Consider the following 22,608-nt stretch of genomic DNA (forward strand, 5'->3'; position numbering starts at 1 on the left):
CGCCCATATCAATCCCACTGCGGCGCCAGGCCGTCCGGGTTGGCCAGGCGCTCGCCGCGCTCCAGCGTGGCCATCTGCGCCATCTCTTCCGGCGACAGGGTGATGCGCCGGAAATGCAGGTTCGCTTCCAGGTTGGCGCGTTTTGTGGAGGATGGAATCACGGCAAAGCCCTGTTGCAGCGACCAGCTCAAGGCCACCTGCGCCGGCGTCACGCCGTGCCTGGCGGCGATGGCCGCAATCACGGGATCGGCAACCACCTTGCCATAGGCGAGCGGCATGTAGGCCGTGATGTGGATGCCCTGGCTGCGCGCGAAGTCGATGGCCTTGCGGTTTTGCAGGAAGGGGTGGATCTCGATCTGCTGCGTGGCGATTTCCGCCGCACCCACCGTGGCGATGGCCTGCCGCAGCTGCGCGTTGGTGAAATTCGATACGCCGATGGCCCCGGTCAGCCCCTGCGCCTTGGCTTCCGCCAGCGCCGCCATGTACTCGGCGACGGGAATGGCGTCCTGCGGCGAGGGCCAGTGGATCAGGGTCAGGTCCAGCTGCTCGAGCTGCAGCTTGTGCAGGCTGTCCTTCAGGCTGGGAATCAGTTTGTCGCGCTGCAGGTTCTCGATCCAGATCTTCGTCGTGACGAACAGCGCGTCGCGCGGCACGGGGCTGGCGGCGATGGCCTGGCCCACTTCGGCTTCGTTGCCATAGATTTGCGCCGTGTCGATATGGCGGTAGCCGACGTCGAGGCCCGTGGTGACGGAATCGATGACGACCTGGCCCTGCAGGCGGAAGGTGCCCAGGCCGATGGTGGGGATGGCGGTGTGTTGGGTAATGGCATTCATGCGGTATTCCTCTCAAGTCAGTAACGATGAGCACACTATGCGCCCATCCTTTGTTGAGAAAAATACCGCTCACCTCAAATAATATTTGACCCACAAGCAAATAAATACAGACATCGCCGGAAAATCCAGGAAAAGTCGCCGCCAGCCCTTGCATTCGCGTTTTGGTCTGCTATAATTCGCCACCTTGGCCTGGTAGCTCAGTCGGTAGAGCAGAGGATTGAAAATCCTTGTGTCGGTGGTTCGATTCCGCCCCGGGCCACCAAGAATACGCAGAACATATCAGAACGCCAACCTTCGGGTTGGCGTTTTTGTTTGTGGGCCACGCAAAAACGGGCCGTTTCCGGCCCGCAGCGGCTCCAGTCCGGCGCCGTCAGCGCCGGGCAAGCATCCCTCTTACCACATCAAATCATCAGGAATCTGGAACGCCGCGTACGGATCGTCCTCGTCCACTTCGGTGCTGGCCTGCTTCACGCGCACGACGATGGCGGCGTCGCGTTCGGCGATCTTGTCGGCGATGATGCGCGGCACCAGTTCCACGGCGCCACCCAGGCAGACGATCACCAGGCGGCCCGCCACCAGATGCGCCTGCACGGCGGCCGTCACGTAGATGCGCTCGATCTTGTTATTAAATGTAAAGTTGTACGGCACGTCGCCGTGGTTGCCCTTGCTCTGGCGGTTCTGTTGCACCAGCTGCGCGATCTGCGCCACGATGGCCTTCTGGTTCGCGGCCGCGTCGCGCTGGGCGTTCAGTTCACGCGCCCGCTCGGCGTTCTTGCGCTGCGTCTCAAGCGCGGCCAGGCGCACCTCGTCGACGCTTTGCGTGCCGCTCTTACGCTCGTCCTTTTTTTGCTTGCTCTTGTCCTGGTTGGCCAGCTTGACCTTCTTCTTGTCGACCAGGCCGGCCTTTAAAAACTGCTCTTGCAACGAGACCATAACTACTCCGTATTGAGGGTGCGCCGGCCAAGGCAGCGGCATCGGCCGGTGGAAAGACGCTAGCATAGCAAAAAAAGGCGCGCCCGCCGCCGCCGCGTGGCGGCCCGGGCCAGCTCCGCGCCGGTATGGCGCCACGCCCTCATGCATCGGTAACAAAAAGACACACTCAATTGGATTTTTTGTTGATAAATGTCATATAGTTAGTTACGTTTTGCATATCGGCATTCCCATGCCGGTTGCATGCCCCTTCCCTAGCCCGCGTCTACAAGGATTTGCCATGAAACAATTAATCGCCCTCTGCATCGCCGCCGCGTTTGCCGGCTCTGCCTTTGCTGCCGCGCCGGAAGCGGCCCCTGTCGCCAAGACGGCGCAACAGTCGAAGATGACCACCTGCAATGCAGATGCCGCCGGCAAGAAAGGCGATGAACGCAAGGCGTTCATGAAGGAATGCCTGAGCGCCAAGCCGGCACCGGCCATGACGCAGCAAAACAAGATGAAGGCGTGCAATGTTGACGCCAAGGACATGAAGGGCGACGAGCGCAAGGCCTTCATGAAATCGTGCCTGAGCGCGCCCAAGAAATAAGCGCCAGCGCGCGTTTCGCCCCACAGCGCCAGCCGGAAGGCTGGCGTTTTCATTTCCACCGTACGGAGTTCCTCTTGTCCTGTCCGCATTCCTTCTGCCTCTCTTCCGCCGGCCGTCTGCTGGCCACGGCTGGCCTGGCCGTCCTCTTGCAAGGCTGCAACACAACAACACCGGCGCCGAGCGCCACACCGGCCGTCGTCGTGCCGGCCAGCATGCCGGCCGGCTGCGCAGCGCCAGCCTGGCCGCTGGAGGCGAAACGGCACGGCGCCCAGGGCAGGGTCACGCTGCGCTTCACGGTGGAAGCGGACGGCAAGGTCAGCAAGGCGGCAGTCATCCGCTCCAGCGGTTATCCCGCCCTCGACCAGGCGGCCCGCGAGGCGCTGGCCAAGTGCGTATTCAATCCCGAAACGCTGGACGGCAAGCCCGTCGCCAGCAAGGTAACCATGCCCTACCAGTGGATCAATGAATGATCGGCATTGAACGCTGGCTATCATGATTAATGATCAAGATGACATGAGGATTGATAGCGCGTAATATTTACTCAGCAGTATGAACGGCGCGGCAATAGCTCACCCAGGGGGAAGGACGGCAGCGTGGCGATATCGAGCGATCTCGCGCACTGGCGCGGCCTGGTCTTTACCCGCCTGCTGCAGGTGGTGTTGCTGCTTGGCATCGTGACTGCCATTCCCAGCGCGCTGCTGGCCGCGCGCGAAGCTATCTGGTCCATAGTCGCCCTCGACATACTGGCCATCGGCTGGATCGGCGTCATCTGGCATCTGCGCGCCATGCCCTACCGCTGGCGCGTGTGGCAATTCCTCATCGTCGCCTACCTGGTGGGCGTCGGCCTGCTGCTGAAAATCGGCCCCGTCAGCCAGATCTACATGATGATCATGCCCGTGCTGGCGGCGCTGTTGCTGGGCATGCTGCCAGCGCTGTCGACGCTGGCGCTGACCTCGCTGACCATCTTTTTCCTGGGCCTGCATCCCGACGTCGCCCTGCACATGCACGGCGTGCCCGACTCTCCCGTGCTGCGCGCGCTGATCGTGGCCCTGAACTTCCTGTTCATCGCCGCCGTGCTGACCCTGTCCTGCGCCTTCCTGCTGCGCCACCTGGAACGCAGCGGGCAGGCCCTGTCGCAGCTCAACGCCGAGCTGGGCCTGACCGCCACGGCGCTGGCCCGCCTGAACGACATGGTGATGATCGCCGAGGTGGCCGACGCCCATGCCGGTACGGGCGCGGCGCCTGCCACGCGCATCATCTTCGTCAACGACGCCTTCGAACGCAGCAGCGGCTATGCGCGCGCCGAGGCGCTGGGCCGCAGCCTGCTGTTCCAGCAGGGCCCCGCCACCGATGCGGACGAACTGGCGCGCATCGCCGCCGCCATGGCCGGCGCCCAGCCGGCACGCGCGGAATTGCTGAACTACGACAAGAGCGGCAAGGCGTACTGGGTGGAAGTGGAACTGGTGCCGTTCACGGATGCGGACGGCAGGCAGACGCACTGGGTGGCCGTCGAGCGCGAGATCGACGAACGCAAGAAATCGGAAGCGGACATCCACCGCCTGGCCTTCTACGATGTGCTGACGGGCTTGCCCAACCGGCGCCTGCTGATGGACCGCATCGGCCACCTGCTGGCCGCCGCGCCGCGCGACCATACAATCAGCGCGCTGATGTTCATCGACCTCGACCACTTCAAGCACATCAACGACGCGCGCGGCCACGCCACCGGCGACGCGCTGCTGCGCATGGCGGGCGAACGGCTGGCACAGCTGATGCGCAAGGCCGACACGGTGGCGCGCCTGGGCGGCGATGAATTCGTCGTGCTGCTGGCGCACCTGGCCGCCGACGTCGACAGCGCCGCCCGCGCGGCGGCCCAGGTGGCCGAGAAAATCCGCGCCGCCATCGCGCGCGACTTCGATATCGGCGGGCAGTCCTACCACTGCTCGGCCAGCATCGGCGTGACCCTGCTGCCGAAAGCGGGCCAGCAGGCGCACGACCTGCTGCGCGAAGCCGACATCGCCATGTACCGCGCCAAGGCGGAAGGACGCAATGGCATCGCCTTTTTCGAGGCAGCCATGCAGGCGGGCCTGGAGCGCCGCCTGACCCTGGAACGGGCGCTGGCGCGCGCCCTCGATGCGGGCCAGCTACGCATGCACGTGCAGTCGCAGGTCGACCGCCACGGCCGGGTGACGGGCGCCGAATTGCTGATGCGCTGGCCGCAGCCGGACGGCAGCCAAATCGCGCCCGGCGTGTTCATCCCCATCGCCGAGGAATCGGGCCTGATCGTCAGGCTCGGGCACTGGGCCCTGCGCGAGGCGTGCCGCGCCGCCACGCTGCTGGCGCAGGCCGGATCGCCCATCGCCGTGTCCGTGAACGTCAGTCCGGCGCAGTTTCGCCAGCCCGATTTCGCCGCCCGCGTGCAGGCCGCGCTGGCCGAGCATGGCACGCCGGCCACCGCCCTGATCCTGGAACTGACGGAAGGCCTGCTGATCGACCAGCGCGACGCCTCGCTGGCGCGCATGCGCGAACTGGCAGCCCTCGGCATCCGCTTTTCCATCGACGATTTCGGCACCGGCTATTCCAGCCTCGCCTACCTGACGTCGATGCCGCTGTACGAGCTGAAAATCGACAAGCGCTTCATCCGCGACGCGCGCGACACGGCCATCGTGCAGGCGATCCTGGCCATGGCGCGCCACCTGGGCTTGCGCGTCGTGGCCGAAGGCGTGGAAACGCAGGAGCAGGCCGATTTCCTCACCGCCCACGCCTGCGACGGCCTGCAGGGCTACCTGATTGCGCGGCCCATGCCGCTCGACGACTTTGTCGCTTGGCTGGCCCGGCCCCGCTCTTAGCTTTCCGACATTTCCTGCATGAAACTCCTCCGCTAGAATACCGGCCTCATAGCCTGTACCTTCACCATCTCCTCGTTAAAGTGATCTCCGATGCGTCTGGTTCTTCCCCTGTTGGCCCCTTCCCTGCTGCTGTCTCTGCTGGCCGCCGCCCTTCCCGCCGTCAGCGCGGCCCCCACCACCACCGCCCCCACGCCGATCACGCTGGACCAGGCCATGGCCGATCCCGACTGGATCGGCACGCCCGTCGAAGCGGCATGGTGGGGCTGGAATGGCCAGCTCTACTACAAGCAGAAACGCCTCGGCTCGCCCCTGCGCGACACCTATCAATTGCCAAACGCCAGCGCCAAGCTCAATAGCGGCAAGAAAGTCGACGATGCGCAACTGGCGAACCTCGACGGCCAGCAGATGGTGCTCAACCGCGCCGGCACGCGCGCCATCCTGCTGCGCAACGGCGACTTGTTCGAGCGCGACCTGAAAAGCGGCAGCTTGACCCAGATCACGCGCGGCGTCTCGGCCATCAGCGACCCGCAATATTCAAACGACGGCGCCGCCGTGCAGTACCGCAGCGGCACCGACTGGTTCAGCTGGAACCGTGCCGAGCGCCTGAGCGCCCCCGTCGCCCTGCTGCGCGCCGCCAAGGACCCGGACGCCAAGCCGGAAGCGGACGCCTTGCGCGAGCTGCAGCTGCGCCTGATCGTCAACCTGGCGCGCCAGAAGGAAGACCGCGAGGCGAGCCGCGAACGGCGCCAGGAAGAGCGCCGCCTGGACAGCACGCGCGCGCCGGAACCGCTCTACCTGGGAGACAAGGTGACGATTTCCGGCAGCGCCCTGTCGCCGGACGGCCGCTGGCTGCTGTTCGTCACGCAGGACAAGGCCGCCGAAAAAGGCAAGCTGGGCAAGCTGGCCCGCTACGTCACGGAAACGGGCTACCCGGAAGCGGACGACGAGCGCACGCGCGTGGGCCGCAACATGCCCATCGCGCAAAGCCTGAAACTGGCCGACCTGCGCACGGGCCAGGTACGCGAGATCGGCTTCGACAGCCTGCCCGGCATCGCCACCGACCCGCTGGCCTCGCTGCGCGCCGAACAGAAGCTGCCGCCCCTGAAAGGCAACCGTGGCGTGCGCGTCGATGCGCAGCGCGACGGCATCGCCTGGACCGATGACGGCAGCAAGGTAGCAGTGCGCATCCGTGCCATCGACAACAAGGACCGCTGGATCGCCAACGTCGACCTGGCCAACGCCGCCCTGCTGCCCGTGCACCGCATCAGCGACACGGCCTGGGTCAACCGCCGCGCCGACGAATTCGGCTGGCTGCCCGACAACGCCACCCTGTGGTACGTGTCCGAGGAAAGCGGCTATGCCCACCTGTACACGAAGACGGGCGCCGCGCCCGCGCGCGCCTTGACCAGCGGCCAGTGGGAAGTGAGCGCCGTCGAATGGAGCCGCGACGGCAAGACCGCCTACTTCATGTGCAACCCGCAGGCGCCAGGCACGTACGAAGTGTGCGCCAGCACGGCCAGGGATGGCGGCGCGCGCGAAGTGACGAATCTGAAAGGCGTGGAAAACTTCGGCCTGTCGCCCGATGGCGGCAAGCTGCTGCTGCGCTATTCCACCAGCTATATGCCGGCCCAGCTGGCGACGGTTGCCGTCGCGGGCGGCAAGGCGACGATCCTGACGGATACGCGCAGCGACGCCTTCAAGGCGCGCAACTGGGTCATGCCGCAGCTGGTGCAAGTGCCGTCCACGCATGGCGCGGCCCCCATCTGGGCCAAGCTGTACCGCCCCGCCAAACTGGAAGCCGGTAAACAGTATCCGATCGTCATGTTCGCGCACGGCGCCGGCTACCTGCAGAACGTGACCGAGCGCTACCCTGTCTACTTCCGCGAACAGATGTTCCACAACCTGCTGGTGGAACAGGGGTATATCGTGCTCGACGTCGACTACCGCGCGTCGCTCGGTTACGGCAGCGCCTGGCGTACGGCCATCTACCGCCAGATGGGCCACCCGGAACTGGAAGACTTCATTGATGGCGCCAATTGGCTGGCTCGGCAGCATCAGGGCGACATCCGGAACGTGGGCATCTATGGCGGCAGCTACGGCGGCTTCATGAGCCTGATGGCCCTGATGCGCGCACCGGACGTGTTCAAGTCCGGCGCCGCCCTGCGTCCCGTAACGGACTGGACCACCTACAACCACGAGTACACGGCGAACATCCTGAACACGCCGGACGTCGATCCGCAAGCGTATAAAATCTCGTCGCCGATCGAATACGCCGACAAGCTGACGGGCAACCTCTTGATCGCCCACGGCATGATCGACGATAACGTGTTTTACCAGGACTCCGTGCGCCTGTCGCAGCGCTTGATCGAGCTCAAGAAGGACAACTGGGAAATGGCCAGCTACCCGATGGAGCGTCACGGTTTCGTGCAACCGGAAGCGTGGTATGACGAGTACCGCCGCATCTATCAGTTGTTCCAGAGAACATTGAAATAAACCGCGATGCCCGCTTGATGCGGGCATTTTTTATGCCGGCGCATTCGGCGGCACGGAAGCAACGGAAGGGGTCAGACCCGCCGGATCTGTCCCCGGGCCAATCACTCAGTCAAACGGCACGGGCCGCGGCGTGGTATCCGACGATGGCGGCAGGATCGGCAGCACGATGTGCGGCTGCTTGCCCGTCAGGGTTTTCAGGAAGGCCACCAGCTTGGCGTTCTCGTCCGGCGTAAACGTGCGGCCCAGCTGCAATCGGCCCATGACGTCGACGGCCTGCGTCAGGGTCGCCGCCTCGCCATCGTGGAAGTAGGGGTAGGTCAGCTCCACGTTGCGCAGGGTCGGCACCTTGAAGTTGAAACGGTCCCCATCCTTGCCCGTCACGGCCGAGCGCCCTTCGGCCGTCATCGCCGTCTTGTACGGTTCCACCACGCCCATCTTCTGGAAGGTATTGCCGCCCACGGCAGGGCCGTTATGGCAGGCGATGCAGCCGCTCGACTTGAACAGCCGGTAGCCGGCCAGCTCATCCTTCGTCAGCGCGCTTTTCTTGCCGCCTAGCCATTGATCGAAACGGGACCCGGGCGTCACCAGCACTTCCTCGAAGGCGGCGATGGCGCGCGTGACTTGTTCGATGGTCAGTTTATCCTGGCCAAACACATGCCGGAATTGCGCGCGGTAGGCGGGAATCGAGGCCAGCACGTCGATGGCAAGCTCGTGCGTAAAAGCCATCTCGCCGGGATTGGCGATGGGGCCGCCCGCCTGCTCCTGCAAGTCCTTGGCGCGGCCATCCCAGAATTGCGCCACGTTCATGCTGGAATTGAGCACCGTCGGTGAATTGATGGGGCCGCGTTGCCAGTTGTGGCCGATCGACGTCTTGATGTTATCGGTGCCGCCCATGCTCAAGTTATGGCAGCTATTGCAGGAAATAAAGCCCGAGCGCGACAGGCGCGGGTCGAAAAACAGCTTCTTGCCCAACTCGACCATCGCCGGATTGCCCACCTTGGCGGCGACAATGGGCTGGATCGGTTCTTTCTCGGCGGCATGCAGGGGGACGCCGAATGCGAGGCTGGCGATGAAGAGGAAGGGGGATATGGTGCGGCGCATGGTCTAACTCCTGGAAACATTCCCGAATCGGCGGCGCGCGCCGGCGCGGGAATGCAGCGCGCCGGCCCGGTCGCCACCCGTACATCGCGGATTGGATGTTAATTTATATTAACTTTGACGAGTTGATAATGAAAATGACGGGGATCAAGGTTCTCGCCTAGCGCGAATCGTGCTTGCCATTTACGCAAGCGTGGCACATGATGAAGGCATGACGACATCCACCACCTCCGCCCTGCTGCGCGCCGCGTGCGCCAGCTTCCTGCTGCTGGCCGCCAGCGCCTGCGGCAGCGCCCCCACGCAAGACGATGCGCCGCCCGCTCCCGGCAATGCCGGCTTGCTGGCGCAAATCCAGGCGGAAGTGGGCACCGCCGCCTGCGATTCCACCCAGCAATGCCAAACCATCGCCATCGGCGCCAAGGCGTGCGGCGGCCCCGAGCGCTACCTGGCCTGGTCCAGCAAAGTTAATGATGGCAAGAAACTCAAGGCACTGGCCCAGGCGCAAGCCGAAGCGAGCCGCAAGCAGCAGCAAGCCGATGGCATGATGTCGACCTGCTCCATCGTCACGGATCCGGGCGCCACTTGCGAAGCGGGACGCTGCGTGCTGCAAAAGAGCGGCCTGGGCGGCAACTCCGCGCTATAGCCGCTGGCGCAGCGGCTAGTGGGGGATTGCAACCTGTCAGGACTGCAGCTGCAAGGTCTTGACGATCCTGCTTTCCACCTTCTCGCCCGCGCCCGACATGGCGCTCTTGCTTTCCTTGCGCAGCAACAATAAATGATCGCCGCTGACGCCGTACTGGCGCGTCTCGTCCGTTTTCTGCGTAAAGCTGACGACGACGAAGGCGCGCCCGCTCACGTCGACATGAAAACGGCTGGCCAGCGGCATGCCATCGGCGGCGATCCACACGTCGATACCGCCATCGAATTTCTTCACATACTTGCGGTCCTTCTCCGGCACCTTGTCGAGCGACAGGGTAAAACTGAGCAGGCGCGCCGGCTTGCCCTTGTAGCTGTCCATCTTTTCGCCACTGAACACGGCTTCGTCGATCTCGCGCGACAGGGCGTCCGCTGCCGACACCATGGAGCGCAGCTCCGACGCCTTCATTTCCCCCAGCGCAAAGCCGATCGGCGTCTTGCCCTTCGGATCCTTCACCTTGGCGCGCTGCTCGGCCTCGACTTTCGCCAGCAAGTCCTTGCTGTAGAGCACCTGCAAGCCGGCCGGCCCGCCCTCGACGGCCACCGTGGCCTGGCCGCTATCCTCTTCCGCCTCCTTGCCCTCGCCCTCGCGGCGCCAGGTCTTCGATTCGACTTGCGCCTTGATCGGCGCTTGTCCCTGCAGCCGGGCCAGCGCCGCATTCAAATCGGCCAGCCCATCGGCCCGGGCAGTCCCGCACGCCACGCTGAACAAGCCGCCCAGCACCAGCCATTGCACGCCATTACGTCGCTGCATCGTCGCATCCTCATGGTACATTGGGATGCCAAAACACCATGTTTTGGCTATCTGTTGCATTTGAACACAGCCAGCCCTGGTCAGGTGGAATCTCTTTCTGCTATAATTCGCCGCCTTGGCCTGGTAGCTCAGTCGGTAGAGCAGAGGATTGAAAATCCTTGTGTCGGTGGTTCGATTCCGCCCCGGGCCACCAAGAATTCAGTAGCACATAGAAAAAAGCCAACCTTCGGGTTGGCTTTTTTTTGACTTGCCCGCATCCATCCTAGCGCCAGTCACACTGGTAAGCCACGCTGCGCTGCACAGCTTGCAAATACATCCACACACATTATGCCAATTCATCACCTTGAATTTTAAGCAAAATATTGCCTAAAAGATATATACTTTCCATTAACAGTCTGACTCTGGCAGGGGCATGGCCGTTCAAGCGTGGCGCCACCAGGCATCACTTGAAAAATTAAAAATGGATAGAATAGATGAAGACTCTGGCAATAGCGCTTGGTTCGTGCATGCTCGCTGCATGCGGTGGTGGTGGTAATGGCGGCGGTGGTGACTCGCCGCCGCCCCCTGGCACTTCCACAAGCGTAACCGTCAGCGGTACTGCCGCAACTGGCAAGGCCATAGCCGGCGCCATTGTTAATGCGAAGTGCCAGACAGGCGCAGGTAACACCACGACGCTGGCCGACGGCAGCTACAGTCTTGTGGCCCCCAATGGCAAACTCCCTTGTCTACTCCAGATCACCGATCCGGCAGATGGATCAAAATTACATACACTCGCCCTGGGAAGCGGCAGCGCGGCTTCCGCCAACATTACACCGCTGACCGAAATGCTGACGGCAAGGGTATTGACGAATGAACCTTCCGTCTCTTTTGCCGCCTTTGACGCGGCTGTTACCAGCAGCAGAATCAGCGCCAGCACGGTAAAAGCCGCGCAGAGCGACGTAGGCGCGGTGCTGGCCGGCATCGTCGACACGAACCAGCTCGCTGATTTTATTGCCACGCCGCTGAAAGCCGCTACGCAAGGCAATCCAGCCGGCGGAGATATGCAGGACAAACTCCTCGACGCGCTCAGGATAAAAATCAACGCCGCCCAGCTTACCCAAGTCGTGGCCGCGCTGGCCAGGATCCGACATACCGACGATATCAGGCAAATCATCGCCGAGGTGGCCGCCGTTCCGCCTGTTGCCCAGGCCGGGGCTGCACAAAATGTCCTCACGGGAGCTGTTGTCACCCTCGATGGCAGCGCCAGCTCGGCGGATGCAGGGCGCAAGCTAAGCTATGCATGGACCCTGCAATCCAGACCGGCAGGCAGCGCGGCAAGCCTGTCTGCACCAACCTCCGCACGGCCCACTTTTACGGCGGACTTGGCAGGCGAGTATGTTGCCAGCGTCATTGTCCATGACGGCAAAGTCAGCAGCAACGCGGCAGCTGTCACCATTACGGCCAGCACGGCCAATGCGGCGCCCGTGGCGAATGCAGGCTCCGCGCAGTACGTCTTCTCCGGCAGCGTCGTCAAACTCGATGGCAGCGCCAGCTCGGACGCCAACGGCGATGCACTGACTTTTTCCTGGGACCTGATGGCCAAACCGGCGAACAGCTCGGCGACCCTGTCTTCGTCCACCTCGGTCAAGCCTACATTTACCGCCGATGTAACGGGCTCGTATGTCGTCAGACTCAATGTCAACGATGGCAAAGTCAGCAGTGCAGGCGCAACGGTCGCGATCATCGCCAGCGCGATTGACAAGGCAGGTCCTGCCGTCACGGCCATCACCGTCACGCCCGCGAACGTCGACGTCTCGCTGACAAGCCAGCAGGTGAGCGCCACCGTCACCGTGCGGGATGCCACCGGTGTCAATCTCAGCGCACTCCCCAGCCCTTATTGGCACCATGTAGCCGATACGGTCGGCACGCGCATCGATAGCAAATGGGTACTGCTCTCGGGCGACGCGAAGCAGGCTATTCTTCGTTCGACAATCACAATCCCTGCAGGCGCCAAAGCCGGGCAATGGGAGATTGGCACGACCGCTTTTCGTGACGTGGCCGGGTATGCCAGTACGACTGGGGGATACGAACAGGGTTTCACCGTGCACAACACGCAAGGCAATGACACGTCGGGACCTGCCGTATCGGACATCATCGTGAGCCCCTCTTTCGTTGAGGTCTCCCAATCAAGTCAAGTGGTGACGGCCACGGTCGCCGTGACGGACGCCACCGGGATAAATCTCCATGCCCTGCCCAGTCCCTACTGGCATCACGTGGCGGATATCGGCGGTACCCGCATCGATAGCAACTGGGTATTGGTTTCCGGCGATGCCAAGCGTGCCACTTTCCGTTCGACTGTGACAATACCGGCACAGACAAAAAATGGGCAATGGGTATTGAGTTCACCAGCGTTTCTCGACGTGGCAGGATACACCAGCATGAATGGTGGCCAGCAAGTGACTTTCAGCGTGCAAAACACGCAAGGCAATGACACATCAGGGCCTGTCGTTTCGGAAATCACGGTGAGCCCCCGCTCCATTGACGTCTCCCAGGCAAGTCAAGCGGTGACGGCCACAGTTACCGTGACGGATACCACCGGCATCAATCTCAATGCCCTCCCCTCCCCCTTTTGGTATAACGCGGAAATTGACACTCCCCGCATCGATAGCAACTGGGTGCTGGTCTCCGGCGATGCGAAACATGCTACCTTCAATTCAACGGTGACCTTACCCGCAGGAACCAAAGGTGGGATATGGAAAGTTGTCTCGACAGCGTTTCGTGATGTGTCTGGATATACCAGCACGAATGGCGGATACGAGGGCGGCTTCACCGTTAAATAACGGTTGGGGAGGCAAGTGTCCTATGCCACCCCGGCAGCATTAGAAGTAACGCCAATCCGGACCGGTTGGCGTTCTCGAATTAAAGTGTCTTTTATCCTGACAGGTTAACTGATCGCCTCCTCGGCTGAGAAAGCTGCCCGGCATCGCCCCTATGCGCTGTACCGCACAGTAACATTCGGCAGATCGGCCTACCCTGTTCCTATTACACAGGGAGATATCGCATGCTCAAGATTGCTCTGCTGGTGGCCCTGCTGGGCCTGCTTCTACTCTTCGCGCCCGGCCCCGCGCGCCGCGCCCTGCTCACCCCGCGCCTGCTGGCGCTGTTCAATCGCATCCTGCCCACCATGTCGGACACGGAACGCGACGCGCTCGAGGCGGGCACCACGTGGTGGGATGCGGACCTGTTTTCCGGCCGGCCCGACTGGTCCAAGCTGCTCGCCTATGGACGCGCCTCGCTCACTGCCGAGGAACGCCACTTTCTCGACCACGACGTCGAGCGGCTGTGCGAATTGGTCAACGACTGGGAAACCCAGCAGGAGCAAGACTTGCCGGCCCAGGCCTGGACCTACATGCGGGAACACGGTTTCCTCGGCATGATCATCCCCAAACAATATGGCGGCAAGCAATTCTCCGCCTACATGCACTCGCAAGTGGTGATGAAGCTGTCGAGCCGCTGCTCGGCGCTGGCCGTCAGCGTGATGGTGCCCAATTCGCTGGGACCGGCCGAACTGCTGCTGCACTATGGCACCGAGGAACAGAAGGATTATTACCTGCCGCGCCTGGCCGCCGGCGTCGAAATTCCCTGCTTTGCGCTGACCAGCCCGTATGCGGGTTCCGATGCGGCCGCCATCCCCGACCTGGGCGTGGCGTGCATGGGCATGCATGAAGGGCGTCCCACCCTGGGTTTCCGCCTCAGCTGGAACAAGCGCTACATCACGCTGGCGCCCGTGGCGACCTTGCTGGGGCTGGCATTCCAGACCAGCGACCCCGACCACCTGCTCTCCGGGGACGACACTCCCGGCATCACCTGCGCCCTGATTCCCGCCAGCCACGACGGCGTCGTGATCGGACGCCGCCACCACCCGCTCAATGCCGTATTCCAGAACGGTCCCACCTCGGGCCAGGACGTCTTCATTCCCATCGACTGGGTCATCGGCGGCCAGGCGCAAGTGGGCAAGGGCTGGCGCATGCTGATGGAATGCCTGGCAGCCGGGCGCGCCATTTCGCTGCCCTCGTCCAGCGTCGGCATGGGCAAGATGGCCGTGCGCGGCACCAGCGCGTATGCGGCCGTGCGACGCCAGTTCAACATGCCGATCGGCAAATTCGAAGGGGTGCAGGAAGCGCTGGCCCGCATGGGCGCCAATCTGTACTTGATGGATGCGGCGCGCACGCTGGCCGCGCACGCCGTCGACCTGGGCGAGAAGCCGGCCGTGATTTCCGCCATCGTCAAATACCACGTCACGGAACGGGGCCGCGCGCTCGTCAATGACGGCATGGATATTCTCGGCGGCAAGGGCATTTGCATCGGTCCCAACAATTTCCTCGCCAGCGCCTACCAGCAGATTCCCATCGCGATTACCGTCGAAGGCGCCAACATCCTCACCCGCAGCCTGATCATCTTCGGCCAGGGCGCCATCCGCGCGCATCCGTATGTGCTCCGGGAAATGGCCGCCGTGGGCGAAAGCGACCACGCCAAGGCGCTGCGCGATTTCGACGCGGCCTTCTTTGGCCACGTCGGCTTTGTGCTGGGCAACCTGGCCCGAGGGCTGTGGTACGGGCTGGGCGGCGCGCGCCTGGCCGCCGTGCCCGCTGCCGGCGCGCCCGAGCTGGCGCCCTATTACCGCGCCCTGACGCGGCTGTCGACGGCGTTTGCCGTCATGACGGACATGTCGATGTTCGTGCTCGGCGGCGAACTCAAGCGGCGCGAGCGCCTGTCCGCGCGCCTGGGCGACGTGCTGTCGCAACTGTACCTGGCCTCGGCGGTGCTGAAGCGCTACGAGGACGATGGCAGGCCGCCGGCCGACCTGCCCTACGCGCACTGGGCGCTGCAGGACGCGCTGCTCAAGGCGCAGCAGGGCTTGACGGGCGTGCTCGAGAATTTCCCCGCGCGCGTGCTGGCCGCGCTGCTGCGCGTGCTGCTGTTCCCCGTCGGCCTGCCCCACCGCCCGCCATCCGATGAACTCGGCAGCGCGGTGGCGCACGCCATGCAAACGGCCGGCGCCGACCGCGAACGCCTGCTGGCCGATGGCCATGTCGCCAGCGAGGGTAGCCACGGCGGCGATCCGCTGGCCTGCGCCGAGCGGGCGCTGGCCTTGCTGCCGGACGTGCTGCACATCGAAAAACGCCTGAAAGACACGCCCGAAGGTGCGGCCCTCAGGCACCTGCCGCAAAGCCTGCACGCCATGCAGCAGTGGCTGGCGGCGGCCAAGGCGGCAAGCTCGGTCAGCTGCCAGGAGCACAACACCTTGCTGGAATTTGCGCGCCTGGTCGATGGCCTGATCCAGGTCGATGATTTTCCGCCCGCTGCGGCGCCGCAGGCACAGGGCGGCGGCGCCGCGCACCGGCTGGATGACGAACCGGCTGGCGAGAGCCGCGCGGCCTAGGCCTCGCTGGTTTGCGGCCTATACTGAATTGAGCGGGTGCGGTGCCCGCTCAATTCAGAAAGGAGTCGATCATGACACGCAAATTCATCGATTGCCGGGAATTCCCTAGCGACATGCATTGCTCGGTGGCCATCTCGGCCGACAGCGAGGAAGAGCTGCTGGGCATTGCGGTAGAGCACGCCGTCTCGGTACACCATCACCAGGATACGCCGGCGCTGCGCCAGCAGCTGCGTCAGATGTTCAAGGATGGCATGCCGCCCGAACATCTGCCCATGAGCGGGCAGGCCGGCAGCAGCGGCGCCTCGCACGCGCACTAGCCAGCGGGGGCCGCCGCCGGCTTCTGCAGGCGCAAGCCCAGCACGAGGGGCACGAGGGCCACATACACGGCGATCACCGACAGCCAGATCGCGCCGGGCCAGTGCGCCCTCACGCCAAAATAGATGCTGGAAAACACCAGCGGACAGAAGACCGACGCCAGGCTCACGGCCGAGGCCAGCACGCCCTGGAACTGCCCTTGCAGGCCTTCATCGACCTGGCGCGTCGCCAGCGATTGCAGGGCTGGCGCGCCGATGCCGCCCAGGGCGAACACGGGCATGATGGCAAAGATCATCCAGCTTTGGCTGGCGAACGCCATGACGACCAAGGCGAGGCAGGCGCAGGCGAGGCCCGCCAGGATGGTGGCGCGCTCGCCCAGCAGTTTCACGGCCGGGCCGGGCAAGAAGGCCTGGGCCAGCGCCTGGCACACGCCGTATGCGCCCAGCGACAGGCCGATCCACAGCCCGTTCCATGCGAAGGCGTCGTGGCCCCACAGCGCCCAGCACACGCCATACACTTCGCCGGCCGCGCTGAAGGTAAAGAAGATGACGGTGATCGGCAGCAAGCTCTTGTCTGAAAACACCCAGCGCAGCGGCCGCAAGGGATTCAGCGCCGCCAGGTCGAACGTCCCGCGCGTCGGCGTGCGCGAGGGGTGGCGTGATTCGGGCAGCAGATACCAGGCCAGCAGCAAGTTGCAACCGTTCAACGCGGCCGCCGCCATGAACGGCAGGCGCAAGCCGTAGTCGCCGAGTGCGCCGCCCAGCACGGGACCGATGATGAAGCCCGCGCCGAACATGGCGTTGAGCAAGCCGAAACGGCGCGCCCGCGTTTCTTCTGCGGAAATATCCGTGATGTAGGCGGTGGCCACGGAAACGTTGGCGCTCGTCAGCCCGGCGATGGCGCGCCCCAGCAACAGCATCCACAGGCTCGGTGCAAAGGCGAGAAACAGGTAGTTGACGGCCGCTCCGGCCAGCGACAGCAGCAGCACGGGCCGCCGGCCCAGACGGTCGCTCAGCGCGCCCAGCACGGGCGCGAAAACAAATTGCATCAACGCATACAGGGCCGTCATGACGCCGATGTAGGGCGCCACGTTGTCGGCATGCGTGACGTCGCGCAGCAGCGCGGGCAAGATGGGAAAGATCAGGCCGATGCCGACGGCGTCGAGCACGACGGTGGCGAAGATGACAGGCAGCGCCGCCACGGAAATGGATAATTTCATATACTCAATCTAAATATGTACTCAGTACATAAATAGTATACCCAGCCTTGCCGTGCCATCAAGCGTTATCTGTACTCAGTACACTTCGTGTATGATCGCGGCAACATGACGATTCCTTCCGACCTCCGCTCCCGCAAACGCCTTGCCACACGGCAAGCCATCTCGAATGTCGCCACGCGATTGTTCTTCGTGCGCGGTTTCGACCAGGTGACGGTGGACGAGATCGCGGCGGCGGCCAGCGTGGGGCGCATGACGGTGTTCAACCACTTCCCGCGCAAGGAAGACATGTTCTTCGACCGCGAGGAAGAAGGCCGCGAACTGCTGCGCGCCGCCTTGCGCCAGCGCGATCCCGCCGTGGCGCCCCTCGACACCCTGCGCCTGCTGGCGCACCGGCTGGTGGCCGAAGACAGTCCCTACATCACGTTTTCCGCCGCCGGCCAGGGTTTTATTGCCACCATCGCGGGCAGCGACACCTTGAAAGCGCGGGCGCGGGCGATCCGCGACGAGCTGGCGCAAGTGGTGGCGACGGCGCTGGCCGAGAGCACGCAGAGCGAGGCGCACGATCCCCAGGCCCAGCTGGCGGCGCATCTGCTGCTGGCCACCTGGAGCACGGCCCTCATCGAGGCGCACCGGGCCTTCCGCCAGCATGGCGACGCGCAGCAGGCGAAAAGCCTTTTTCTCGCCATCGTGGAACGGGGCCATGCCGGCCTCGACGCGGCCATGGCGGGCACGCCTTACGCCTGAGAAGTCCAGCATCGGCGCGGAATGGCAATTCCTTGACGCCAGGCAAGGCGCCACGGCGCCAGCCCGCCTACAATCGCCGGCTTTGCCCTTCGCCCATGCGCCACGCTCCCGAACTCCTCCTGCCTGCCGGCTCGCTTGCCAAGATGCACGCCGCCTTCGACTTTGGCGCCGATGCCGTCTATGCGGGCCAGCCCCGCTACAGTTTGCGCGTGCGCAATAATGATTTTTCGACCTTGCAAGCCTTGCAGGAGGGAATTGATGGCGCGCATGCGCGCGGCAAGCAGTTCTTTGTCGCCAGCAATATCTTCGCCCACAACGCCAAGCTGAAGACCTATCTGCGCGACATGGAACCGGTGATCGCCATGCGGCCCGACGCGCTGATCATGGCCGATCCCGGCCTGATCATGATGGTGCGCGACAAGTGGCCGGAGATCCCCGTCCACCTGTCCGTGCAGGCGAACGCCGTCAACTGGGCCGACGTGAAGTTCTGGCACCGCATGGGCCTGACGCGCGTGATTTTGTCGCGCGAGCTGTCGCTCGACGAGATCGAGGAAATCCGCCAGCGCTGCCCGGAAATGGAACTGGAAGTGTTCGTCCACGGCGCCCTGTGCATCGCCTATTCGGGCCGCTGCCTGCTGTCCGGTTACTTCAACCACCGCGACCCGAACCAGGGCACGTGCACGAATTCCTGCCGCTGGGATTACAAGGTGAAAAATGCCGCGGAAGACGCCAGCGGCGACCTCGGCGGCATGCAGGTGGTGCCGCTGGAATTTCATCAGGCGCTGGCCGAGGCCGACAACAACGCGTTTTCCGCCCTGCACCAGCAGCCGCGCCACCCGTTGGCCGACCAGCCCTACCTGATCGAGGAAGCGCAGCGCCCGGGCCAGCTGATGCCGATAATCGAAGACGAGCACGGCACCTACATCATGAACTCGAAGGACTTGCGCGCCGTCGAACATATCGAACGCCTGGTCGCCATCGGCGTCGATTCGCTGAAGGTCGAGGGCCGCACCAAGTCGCTGTACTACGCGGCGCGCACGGCGCAGGTGTACCGCCAGGCCATCGATGACGCGGTGGCGGGCCGCCCCTTCGACATCGGTCTCCTGGGCCAGCTGCAAGGCTTGGCCAACCGCGGCTACACGGACGGTTTCTACCAGCGCCACCACACGCAGACGCACCAGAACTACATGCGCGGCGCCTCCGAGGCGGATCGCAGCCAGTACGTGGGCGACGTGCTGGGCGTGACGGACGGCTGGGCCAGGGTGGAAGTGAAAAACCGCTTCGCCGTGGGCGACCGCCTCGAGGCCGTGCATCCGGGAGGCAACCGCGACGTCACCATTACCCGCATGCTCAGCGATGACGGCAGCGAGATCCGCGTGGCGCCCGGCAGCGGCCACTTCGTGCGCATCGAACTCGACGGGGCGCTGGACAAGGCCTTGCTGGCCCGTTATTTGTAACCGCCAGTCGGCGGCGCGGGGTGGCGACCAGTTTGTAAGTGTTTGATTTGACAAGAAAAATTCCGCCTGGCACTGCCTAAATAATTTGTTTAGGCTTCAACATTGCTATACGATACGGCCACCCTGCGCCCGGGGCCGTTATCGGCACCCGGTGCGTCCCTGACACGTTCACCGGAATCCCCGATGCCACCTGCCACTACCGCCCTGATCACCAATGACGCCGTCGTCCTCGGCCTGCTCGCCATGACCCTGGGAGGCGTCTTCTGGACGGCCGCCCGCTCCGACGGCTTCTGGAAAAAGTTCTACACCTATATCCCCTCGCTGCTGATGTGCTACCTGATACCGGCGTTGCTCAACACGTTTGGCATCATCGACGGCAACGCTTCCGGCCTGTACGCCGTGGCGCGCGACTACCTGCTGCCCAGCGCGCTGGTGCTGCTGTGCGTGGCCATCGATTTCGGCGGCATCATCCGCCTCGGCCCCAAGGCCATCATCATGTTTCTCACAGGAACACTGGGCGTGATGCTGGGCGCCCTCGTCTCGTTCGAAGCACTGCGCCTGATCCATCCGGAAACCGTGGCCGGCGACACGTGGCGCGGCATGACCACCGTGGCCGGCTCATGGATAGGCGGCGGCGCCAACCAGGCCGCCATGAAGGAAGTGTTTGAAGTGGACGCCACCCTGTTTGGCCAGTTCGTCGCCGTCGACGTGCTGGTGGCCAACGTCTGGACGGCCGTGCTGCTGTTCCTGGCCGGCCGCGCGGGCGCCTTCGACCGCTGGACCGGTGCCGACCTGACGGCCATCAATGCGCTCAAGGACAGCATCGAAAGCTACCGCGCCCAGCACGCGCGCGTTGCCAACCTCACCGACATCATGATCATCCTCGGCGTCGGCCTGGGCGTGACGGGCCTGTCGCACTTCCTCGCCGGCCCCATCATCAGCTGGATCAGCACCCTGCCGGCCGCATGGCGCCTGCAGGATTACAGCCTGACGTCGACCTTCTTCTGGATCGTCGTGCTCGCCACCACCTTCGGCTTGCTGCTGAGCTTTACCCGGGCGCGCAGCCTGGAAGGCGCGGGCGCGTCGACCATCGGCTCGGCCATGCTGTACGTGCTGGTGGCCACCATCGGCATGCACATGGACTTGAAAGCCCTGTTCGACAAGCCCTTCCTTTTCCTGCTGGGCCTGATCTGGATCGCCGTGCACGGCGGCCTGATGCTGCTCGTCGCCAAGCTGATCCGCGCGCCCCTGTTCTTCATGGCCGTCGGCTCGCAAGCGAACATCGGCGGCGCCGCCTCGGCTCCCGTCATCGCCAGCGCCTTCCACCCGTCCCTGGCCCCCGTCGGCGTGCTGCTGGCCGTGCTCGGCTACGCGCTGGGTACCTATGGCGCCTACATCACGGGCTTGATCCTGCGCAGCATGGCGGGCTGATAGCGGTCCTGGCGTGTGCCAGACAAGCTGCATGAGACGCGACAACGCCAGCCTGCGGGCTGGCGTTGTCATTTCTGCACGGGATATGGCGGCGACCGCTGCGTGCAAGCGCGCGCCTCTCGCCCGATGGCGGCAGTAACCGCCGGTAGCGCCACATGGCGATAACGGCGCGCCATGGCGTGCGCCAGCCTTCGCGTGACGCCGAAACGGCAGCGTCACTTGGTAGTGTTTCCAGGCAGACCAGTTCCCCTTGCAGCGGCCGCAGAAGCCCGCGGAAAACGCCCCACAATGTAGCAGAAACCCCTCAAAACCAAATTTCCGCACTATTTTTGTGCGAAATCTGCGATGATAGTTGCCCAAATAACCGATTACCTCCATGGAATTCTGATGAAATACGCATCTGCTCACGAGTATGTCCAGCATGTCGCCGCACGCAATCCAGGTCAACCCGAGTTTCTGCAAGCCGTCACCGAAGTCATGGAGAGCTTGTGGCCGTTCCTGGAACAGCACCCGAAATACGCGGAACAAGGCTTGCTGGAACGCTTGATCGAGCCGGAACGCGTGGTCATGTTCCGCGTCTCGTGGGTCGACGACCATGGCCAGGTGCAAGTCAATCGCGGCTACCGCATCCAGCACAGCATGGCCATCGGGCCGTACAAGGGCGGCATCCGCTTCCACCCGTCCGTCACCCTGTCCGTGCTGAAATTCCTCGCCTTCGAGCAGACGTTCAAGAATGCGCTGACGACGTTGCCGATGGGCGGCGGCAAGGGCGGTTCCGACTTCGATCCGAAGGGCAAGAGCCCGGGCGAAGTGATGCGCTTCTGCCAGGCCTTCGTGAGCGAACTGTTCCGCCACGTGGGATCGGATACGGACGTGCCTGCCGGCGACATCGGCGTGGGCGGACGCGAAGTGGGCTATATGGCCGGCATGATGAAAAAACTCAGCAACCGCGCCGACTGCGTATTCACGGGCAAGGGCGCCAGCTTCGGCGGCTCGCTGATGCGCCCGGAAGCGACGGGCTACGGCACCGTGTATTTTGCCGAGGAAATGCTGAAAACGCGCGGCCGCTCGTTCGAAGGCATGCGCGTCTCCGTCTCCGGTTCGGGCAACGTGGCGCAATACGCGGTGGAAAAAGCCATGGCCATGGGCGCCAGGGTGGTGACCCTGTCCGATTCGAGCGGCACCGTCATCGACGAGGAAGGTTTCACGCCGGAAAAGCTGGCCATCTTGATGGAGATCAAGAACCACCTGTACGGCCGCGTCAGCGACTACGCCGAACGCACGGGCACCCGCTTCGAGGCGGGCGTATCGCCATGGCATGTCCCGGTCGACATCGCCCTGCCCTGCGCCACGCAAAATGAGCTGGGCATCGACGATGCGCGCCGTCTCATCGCCAACGGCGTGCAGTGCGTGGCCGAAGGCGCCAACATGCCCACCACCATCGAAGCGGCGAAGGCCTTCGAGGCGGCCGGCGTGCTGTATGCGCCGGGCAAGGCCAGCAATGCGGGCGGCGTGGCGACGTCAGGCCTGGAAATGAGCCAGAACGCGGCGCGCATGTCGTGGCCGCGCGAGGAAGTCGATGCCCGCTTGCTGCAGATCATGCAAGGCATCCACGCCGCGTGCAAACAGTACGGCACGCGCGCCGATGGTTCCGTCAGCTATGTGGATGGGGCGAATATCGCCGGTTTCGTGAAAGTGGCCGATGCGATGCTGGCGCAAGGGGTCATCTGAGCGTAGGTCGGATTAGGCGCAAGGCGCCGTCATCCGACAACCTTGCTGGCGCG

Annotated in this window: 17 protein-coding genes and 2 tRNA genes; 14 read left to right on the forward strand and 5 right to left on the reverse strand. The window is 64.0% G+C overall.

Annotated features, from left to right (window positions below; translation table 11 throughout):
• Positions 1-8 precede the first annotated feature (8 nt).
• Positions 9-833 (reverse strand): 2,5-didehydrogluconate reductase DkgB, encoded by an 825-nt coding sequence (dkgB, locus tag YQ44_RS23755; RefSeq protein WP_071325480.1) that lies wholly within the window; start codon positions 831-833, stop codon positions 9-11.
• A gap of 186 nt (positions 834-1,019) precedes the next feature.
• Here dkgB and YQ44_RS23760 point away from each other — a divergent pair.
• Positions 1,020-1,095, forward strand: a tRNA-Phe gene (locus YQ44_RS23760).
• A 131-nt stretch (positions 1,096-1,226) separates the two neighbouring features.
• On the opposite strand, the gene YQ44_RS23765 is transcribed toward YQ44_RS23760, so the two are convergent.
• Positions 1,227-1,766: a DUF2058 domain-containing protein gene (locus YQ44_RS23765; protein WP_071325481.1), complete on the reverse strand. Its 540-nt coding sequence runs from the start codon at positions 1,764-1,766 to the stop codon at positions 1,227-1,229.
• Between the two features lie 277 nt (positions 1,767-2,043).
• Between YQ44_RS23765 and YQ44_RS23770 the strand changes: the two genes are divergently transcribed.
• The 4 genes from YQ44_RS23770 (at position 2,044) to YQ44_RS23785 (ending at position 7,688) form a co-directional block, all read left to right on the forward strand.
• Positions 2,044-2,349 carry a PsiF family protein gene (locus tag YQ44_RS23770; protein WP_071325482.1) on the forward strand — a complete coding sequence of 102 codons (306 nt, stop codon included), beginning with the start codon at positions 2,044-2,046 and terminating at the stop codon, positions 2,347-2,349.
• Between the two features lie 74 nt (positions 2,350-2,423).
• The gene (locus YQ44_RS28460) at positions 2,424-2,819 is read left to right on the forward strand and encodes an energy transducer TonB (RefSeq protein WP_156894965.1); all 396 of its coding nucleotides are present in this window, start codon (positions 2,424-2,426) and stop codon (positions 2,817-2,819) included.
• Positions 2,820-2,942: 123 nt separating this feature from the next.
• Complete coding sequence (locus tag YQ44_RS23780) at positions 2,943-5,195, forward strand: putative bifunctional diguanylate cyclase/phosphodiesterase (protein ID WP_071325483.1); 2,253 nt, start codon at positions 2,943-2,945, stop codon at positions 5,193-5,195.
• A gap of 90 nt (positions 5,196-5,285) precedes the next feature.
• On the forward strand, positions 5,286-7,688 hold the full coding sequence (locus tag YQ44_RS23785) for a S9 family peptidase (protein WP_071325484.1): 2,403 nt from the start codon (positions 5,286-5,288) through the stop codon (positions 7,686-7,688).
• A gap of 105 nt (positions 7,689-7,793) precedes the next feature.
• Here YQ44_RS23785 and YQ44_RS23790 read toward each other — a convergent pair whose 3' ends face one another.
• Positions 7,794-8,789: a cytochrome-c peroxidase gene (locus YQ44_RS23790; RefSeq protein WP_071325485.1), complete on the reverse strand. Its 996-nt coding sequence runs from the start codon at positions 8,787-8,789 to the stop codon at positions 7,794-7,796.
• Between the two features lie 208 nt (positions 8,790-8,997).
• On the opposite strand from YQ44_RS23790, the gene YQ44_RS23795 reads away from it, so the two are divergent.
• Positions 8,998-9,429 carry a hypothetical protein gene (locus YQ44_RS23795; protein ID WP_071325486.1) on the forward strand — a complete coding sequence of 144 codons (432 nt, stop codon included), beginning with the start codon at positions 8,998-9,000 and terminating at the stop codon, positions 9,427-9,429.
• Between the two features lie 36 nt (positions 9,430-9,465).
• On the opposite strand, the gene YQ44_RS23800 is transcribed toward YQ44_RS23795, so the two are convergent.
• Positions 9,466-10,236: a hypothetical protein gene (locus tag YQ44_RS23800; protein WP_156894966.1), complete on the reverse strand. Its 771-nt coding sequence runs from the start codon at positions 10,234-10,236 to the stop codon at positions 9,466-9,468.
• Positions 10,237-10,353: 117 nt separating this feature from the next.
• On the opposite strand from YQ44_RS23800, the gene YQ44_RS23805 reads away from it, so the two are divergent.
• The 4 genes from YQ44_RS23805 to YQ44_RS23820 all read left to right on the forward strand — a co-directional run bounded on the left by YQ44_RS23805 (position 10,354) and on the right by YQ44_RS23820 (position 15,975).
• Positions 10,354-10,429: transfer RNA gene (locus tag YQ44_RS23805), tRNA-Phe, on the forward strand.
• Between the two features lie 280 nt (positions 10,430-10,709).
• Positions 10,710-13,055, forward strand: a complete 2,346-nt coding sequence (locus YQ44_RS23810; RefSeq protein ID WP_156894967.1) for a PKD domain-containing protein — start codon at positions 10,710-10,712, stop codon at positions 13,053-13,055.
• Positions 13,056-13,276: 221 nt separating this feature from the next.
• The gene (locus YQ44_RS23815) at positions 13,277-15,658 is read left to right on the forward strand and encodes an acyl-CoA dehydrogenase (RefSeq protein ID WP_071325488.1); all 2,382 of its coding nucleotides are present in this window, start codon (positions 13,277-13,279) and stop codon (positions 15,656-15,658) included.
• A 71-nt stretch (positions 15,659-15,729) separates the two neighbouring features.
• A complete protein-coding gene (locus tag YQ44_RS23820; protein WP_071325489.1) occupies positions 15,730-15,975 on the forward strand; it encodes a DUF1059 domain-containing protein in 246 nt (81 codons plus the stop codon).
• On the opposite strand, the gene YQ44_RS23825 is transcribed toward YQ44_RS23820, so the two are convergent.
• Positions 15,972-17,192 carry a TCR/Tet family MFS transporter gene (locus tag YQ44_RS23825; RefSeq protein ID WP_071325490.1) on the reverse strand — a complete coding sequence of 407 codons (1,221 nt, stop codon included), beginning with the start codon at positions 17,190-17,192 and terminating at the stop codon, positions 15,972-15,974. The two genes, YQ44_RS23820 and YQ44_RS23825, sit on opposite strands and share 4 nt — an antisense overlap.
• 105 nt (positions 17,193-17,297) lie before the next feature.
• On the opposite strand from YQ44_RS23825, the gene YQ44_RS23830 reads away from it, so the two are divergent.
• From YQ44_RS23830 to gdhA, 4 genes are all read left to right on the forward strand, one after another.
• Entirely contained in the window at positions 17,298-17,936 is a 639-nt protein-coding gene (locus tag YQ44_RS23830; protein ID WP_071325491.1) for a TetR/AcrR family transcriptional regulator, read from the forward strand.
• A gap of 95 nt (positions 17,937-18,031) precedes the next feature.
• On the forward strand, positions 18,032-19,393 hold the full coding sequence (gene trhP, locus YQ44_RS23835) for a prephenate-dependent tRNA uridine(34) hydroxylase TrhP (RefSeq protein ID WP_071325492.1): 1,362 nt from the start codon (positions 18,032-18,034) through the stop codon (positions 19,391-19,393).
• 183 nt (positions 19,394-19,576) lie between these two features.
• Complete coding sequence (locus tag YQ44_RS23840; RefSeq protein ID WP_071325493.1) at positions 19,577-20,824, forward strand: DUF819 family protein; 1,248 nt, start codon at positions 19,577-19,579, stop codon at positions 20,822-20,824.
• Positions 20,825-21,211: 387 nt separating this feature from the next.
• A complete protein-coding gene (gdhA, locus tag YQ44_RS23845; protein WP_071325494.1) occupies positions 21,212-22,555 on the forward strand; it encodes an NADP-specific glutamate dehydrogenase in 1,344 nt (447 codons plus the stop codon).
• Positions 22,556-22,608: the final 53 nt, after the last annotated feature.

Origin of the sequence: Janthinobacterium sp. 1_2014MBL_MicDiv (genome assembly GCF_001865675.1) — a bacterium.
In the GTDB taxonomy this organism is placed as follows: domain Bacteria; phylum Pseudomonadota; class Gammaproteobacteria; order Burkholderiales; family Burkholderiaceae_D; genus Janthinobacterium.

Excerpts from the sequence above, each read along its gene's own strand:
- YQ44_RS23840 (WP_071325493.1), top strand. The coding sequence starts at position 19,577 with ATGCCACCTGCCACTACCGCCCTGATCACCAATGACGCCGTCGTCCTC.
- YQ44_RS23790 (WP_071325485.1), bottom strand. The coding sequence starts at position 8,789 with ATGCGCCGCACCATATCCCCCTTCCTCTTCATCGCCAGCCTCGCATTC.
- YQ44_RS23820 (WP_071325489.1), top strand. The coding sequence starts at position 15,730 with ATGACACGCAAATTCATCGATTGCCGGGAATTCCCTAGCGACATGCAT.
- YQ44_RS23800 (WP_156894966.1), bottom strand. The coding sequence starts at position 10,236 with ATGCAGCGACGTAATGGCGTGCAATGGCTGGTGCTGGGCGGCTTGTTC.
- YQ44_RS23785 (WP_071325484.1), top strand. The coding sequence starts at position 5,286 with ATGCGTCTGGTTCTTCCCCTGTTGGCCCCTTCCCTGCTGCTGTCTCTG.
- dkgB (WP_071325480.1), bottom strand. The coding sequence starts at position 833 with ATGAATGCCATTACCCAACACACCGCCATCCCCACCATCGGCCTGGGC.
- gdhA (WP_071325494.1), top strand. The coding sequence starts at position 21,212 with ATGAAATACGCATCTGCTCACGAGTATGTCCAGCATGTCGCCGCACGC.
- YQ44_RS23770 (WP_071325482.1), top strand. The coding sequence starts at position 2,044 with ATGAAACAATTAATCGCCCTCTGCATCGCCGCCGCGTTTGCCGGCTCT.
- YQ44_RS23795 (WP_071325486.1), top strand. The coding sequence starts at position 8,998 with ATGACGACATCCACCACCTCCGCCCTGCTGCGCGCCGCGTGCGCCAGC.
- trhP (WP_071325492.1), top strand. The coding sequence starts at position 18,032 with ATGCGCCACGCTCCCGAACTCCTCCTGCCTGCCGGCTCGCTTGCCAAG.
- YQ44_RS23815 (WP_071325488.1), top strand. The coding sequence starts at position 13,277 with ATGCTCAAGATTGCTCTGCTGGTGGCCCTGCTGGGCCTGCTTCTACTC.
- YQ44_RS23810 (WP_156894967.1), top strand. The coding sequence starts at position 10,710 with ATGAAGACTCTGGCAATAGCGCTTGGTTCGTGCATGCTCGCTGCATGC.
- YQ44_RS23825 (WP_071325490.1), bottom strand. The coding sequence starts at position 17,192 with ATGAAATTATCCATTTCCGTGGCGGCGCTGCCTGTCATCTTCGCCACC.
- YQ44_RS23830 (WP_071325491.1), top strand. The coding sequence starts at position 17,298 with ATGACGATTCCTTCCGACCTCCGCTCCCGCAAACGCCTTGCCACACGG.
- YQ44_RS23765 (WP_071325481.1), bottom strand. The coding sequence starts at position 1,766 with ATGGTCTCGTTGCAAGAGCAGTTTTTAAAGGCCGGCCTGGTCGACAAG.